Source organism: Ferruginibacter sp., assembly GCF_031430955.1.
Classification (GTDB): domain Bacteria; phylum Bacteroidota; class Bacteroidia; order Chitinophagales; family Chitinophagaceae; genus Ferruginibacter.
Genome location: NZ_JANPCM010000375.1, coordinates 1 through 3,625 on the forward strand (window position 1 = coordinate 1; position 3,625 = coordinate 3,625).

Below are 3,625 nucleotides of genomic sequence, written 5' to 3' on the forward strand. Positions count from 1 at the left end.
TGCAGCAAAACCAAGATTGAGCGTTTTTAGAAGCAATGCAGATATTTATGCTCAATTAATTGACGATGCTAGCGGTGTAACATTAGCCGCAGCTTCATCAAGACAAAATGATATCGCTGCACAAAAAGCGCCTAAAATTGAAAAAGGTAAATTGGTTGGTGCTGCCATTGCAACAAAAGCAAAAGAGTTGGGTATTACAACAGTAGTATTTGATCGTGGTGGTTATATCTATCATGGCCGTGTAAAGGCAGTTGCTGAAGGTGCAAGAGAAGGCGGGTTGGTATTTTAGATTGCAGATTGCAGATTTATGATTTATCTGCAGTTCAAAAAATCATAAATCAAACATCATAAATCACAAATCGAAAAATCGATATAAATGGCAAATTTAATTTTAAACAAAGTAAAGGCAGGCGATCTTGAATTAAAAGATAAAGTGGTTGCTATTAACCGTGTGGTTAAAACAACCAAAGGCGGTCGTGCTTTTAGTTTTTCAGCCTTAGTGGTTGTTGGTAACGAAGCAGGCGTTGTTGGTCATGGTTTAGGTAAAGCAAAAGAAGTGCAGGAAGCCATTACAAAAGGTATTGAAGATGCTAAAAAGAATTTAATAAAAGTTCCTATTATGCATGGCACCATACCTCACGAACAATTGAGTAAAGAAGGTGCGGCAAAAGTATTTATTAAACCTGCAGCACATGGTACCGGTGTAATTGCCGGAGGCAGTATGAGAGCGGTTTTAGAAGCAGCAGGTATTACTGACGTATTAGCAAAAAACCTTGGTTCTGCTAATCCTACTAACGTAGTAAAAGCAACTTTTAAAGCATTAGCTTCTTTACGTGAGCCAATTGCAGTTGCAAAAACCCGTACTATTTCTTTAAAGAAAGTATTTAACGGATAAAGCCCCCATCCCCTAAAGGGGAGTTACGGATGGGTTATTCATTAATCATATAAAACAAAATTCCCCTTTAGGGGTTTGGGGCATGAAAAAGATAAAAGTAACACAAGTTAAAAGTGTAATCGACAGGTCGGAGCGCCAGAAAAGAACAATGGTAGCTTTAGGTTTAAAAAAGATGAATTCATCTGTTGAAGTAGAAGCTACGCCACAAATTTTAGGCATGGTTACAAAAGTTAGCCATCTTATAAAAGTTGAAGAACTGGCGTAATAATTTGCAAATGAAACAATTTGCATATTTACTGTTTACAAAGTAAATAATTTTGAATTAAATTTTGCACATTTGCCACTTTGCAAATTGGCACATTACATAAAAAGCGAGGGGTGATTCCCCGTAAGTACAAAATCAACATACAATGAAATTACATACACTAAAGCCTGCAAAAGGCGCAACGCACAAAGAAAAAAGAATAGGACGTGGTGAAGCAAGTGGTAAGGGTGGAACATCTACAAAAGGTAACAAAGGTGGACAAAGCCGTGCAGGTTACAAAAGTAAAATGGCCCACGAAGGTGGACAGATGCCTATTCAACGCCGTATTCCAAAGCGTGGATTTAAGAATAACAACCGTATAGAATTTAAAGTACTAAACCTGGGTCAAATAGATCATCTTTCAGAAAAATACGGCATCACAGAATTTAATTTGCAGAATTTATATATCAACGGAATTATCAGCCAGTTTGATAGTGTAAAAGTTTTAGGCAACGGCGAAGTAAAAGGAAAATTTGTGTTTAAAGTAAATGCAGTTAGCGAAAAAGCTAAAGCTGCAATAGAAGCTGCCGGAGGTTCTGTAGAGATAGTTAAATAATTTCACGATATTTGCCGACCCACGCTTAGCGGGGGTCATTTTTAATTTAGCGCAAAACATTTAAATCGTTTTAAATCTGTGAAGAAGTTTATAAAAACACTTAGGAATATCTGGAGCATTGAAGAACTGCGTAACAAAATCACTTTTACGCTTTTATTGATATTCATTTATATAGTGGGTACCCACATTATATTGCCTGGTATCAATCCCAATGAATTAGCTAAACTTGCTGAAGGTAATTCAAAAACATCCGGAGGCTTATTGGGTTTGCTGGATACATTTGTAGGAGGTTCTTTTAACAGGGCTTCTATTTTTGCATTAGGTATCATGCCTTATATTTCTGCATCTATTTTTATGCAATTGATGACAATTCTTGTTCCTCAAATTGCAAAAATTCAGAAAGAAGGTGAAAGTGGAAGAAAGAAAATTAACCAGTGGACACGTTACCTAACGGTGGGTGTTACCGCTTTTCAGGCAATAGCTTATATTGGTTTTTTAACTACAACTTACAAGGGTGCTTTAATTCCAGAGTATAGTAATTATTTCTGGGTTTCAACCGTAGTTATTCTAACAGTAGGTACATTGTTTGTAATGTGGTTGGGAGAAAAAATTACCGATAAAGGATTAGGCAATGGAACTTCTATAATTATCATGATCGGTATTTTGGGAAGATTGCCGCAGGCGATAGCACAGGAATGGGCAGCAAGAACAACAAGAGGTGCCGGTGGTTTATTGATAATGCTTATAGAAATTGTATTTCTTATTGCAGTTATAATGGGCTTGATTATGCTTATACAGGGAACAAGAAGGGTGCCTGTAAACTATGCAAAACAAATTGTAGGCAACCGCCAGTTTGGTGGTGCAAGAAATTTTTTACCGCTTAAAGTAAATGCTTCGGGTGTAATGCCAATCATTTTTGCACAGGCAATATTATTTTTAATTGCATTTATTACCGGATTAGGTCAAACAACACAGGCAAGCTTTTTAAACGATCATACCAATGTATGGTACATGCTTATTTATTCTGTAGCTGTAATTGCATTTACTTTTCTTTATACCGCATTAATTTTTAATCCTAAGCAAATGGCCGATGAATTAAAACGTAATAATGGTTTTATTCCCGGTGTAAAACCAGGCCAGCCTACTGCAGATTATATTGGAACAATAATGGACCGAATAACTTTACCGGGTGCTGTTTTATTAGCATTTGTTGGTATTCTTCCCGGCCTTTGTCAATTGGCTTTTGTAGGTATGACACAGAATTTTTCTACTTTCTTCGGCGGAACATCTTTGCTGATTATGGTAGGTGTAATTTTAGATACCTTACAGCAAATAGAAACACAATTATTAATGCGCCAGTACGATGGTTTAATGAGCAGTGGAAGAATACAGGGCAGACAGGCTGCAACAACTATTTAATTTCATTTTCCCCTTTCGGGGACTTAAAATAATTAAGCCCCGACAAAATACGTCGGGGTTTGTTTTAAAAATTTATTTACAAAACATAATAATCCCCCTTTAGGGGATAGGGGTATGATTCATTATAAAAGCAAAGCAGAAATTGAACTAATAAGAGAAAGCAGTTTGCTGGTGAGTAAAACTTTGGCAGAAGTGGCTAAAATTATTAAGCCTGGTATTTCAACTTTTGAATTGGATCAGTTTGCCGAAAAATTTATTTTGGATAATGGCGCAACAGCATCATTTAAAGGATACCAGGATTTTCCTTTTGCATGCTGCATTTCTGTTAACGATGCTGTGGTACATGGCTTTCCTACAAAAGATGTATTAAAGGATGGTGATATAGTTTCTGTAGATGTAGGGGCGTTTAAAAATGGTTTTCATGGCGACAGTGCTTACACATTTGCAGTTG

At 36.6% G+C, this 3,625-nt stretch carries 6 protein-coding genes; all 6 read left to right on the forward strand.

Translation table 11 applies throughout. From position 1 onward, the window contains the following. On the forward strand, positions 1-289 hold a 289-nt coding region (gene rplR, locus ACY65O_RS10670), incomplete at its 5' end, for a 50S ribosomal protein L18 (RefSeq protein WP_462220842.1). 87 nt (positions 290-376) lie between these two features. After that, positions 377-895, forward strand: coding sequence for a 30S ribosomal protein S5 (rpsE, locus tag ACY65O_RS10675; RefSeq protein ID WP_462220843.1), 519 nt, complete (start codon positions 377-379; stop codon positions 893-895). 82 nt (positions 896-977) lie between these two features. Beyond that, entirely contained in the window at positions 978-1,160 is a 183-nt protein-coding gene (rpmD, locus tag ACY65O_RS10680; protein ID WP_462220844.1) for a 50S ribosomal protein L30, read from the forward strand. A 145-nt stretch (positions 1,161-1,305) separates the two neighbouring features. Further along, complete coding sequence (gene rplO / locus ACY65O_RS10685; protein WP_462220845.1) at positions 1,306-1,755, forward strand: 50S ribosomal protein L15; 450 nt, start codon at positions 1,306-1,308, stop codon at positions 1,753-1,755. Between the two features lie 78 nt (positions 1,756-1,833). After that, a complete protein-coding gene (gene secY / locus ACY65O_RS10690; RefSeq protein ID WP_462220846.1) occupies positions 1,834-3,174 on the forward strand; it encodes a preprotein translocase subunit SecY in 1,341 nt (446 codons plus the stop codon). Between the two features lie 114 nt (positions 3,175-3,288). Beyond that, positions 3,289-3,625 (forward strand): M24 family metallopeptidase (locus ACY65O_RS10695; protein WP_462220847.1); only part of this gene is annotated, 337 nt, incomplete at its 3' end.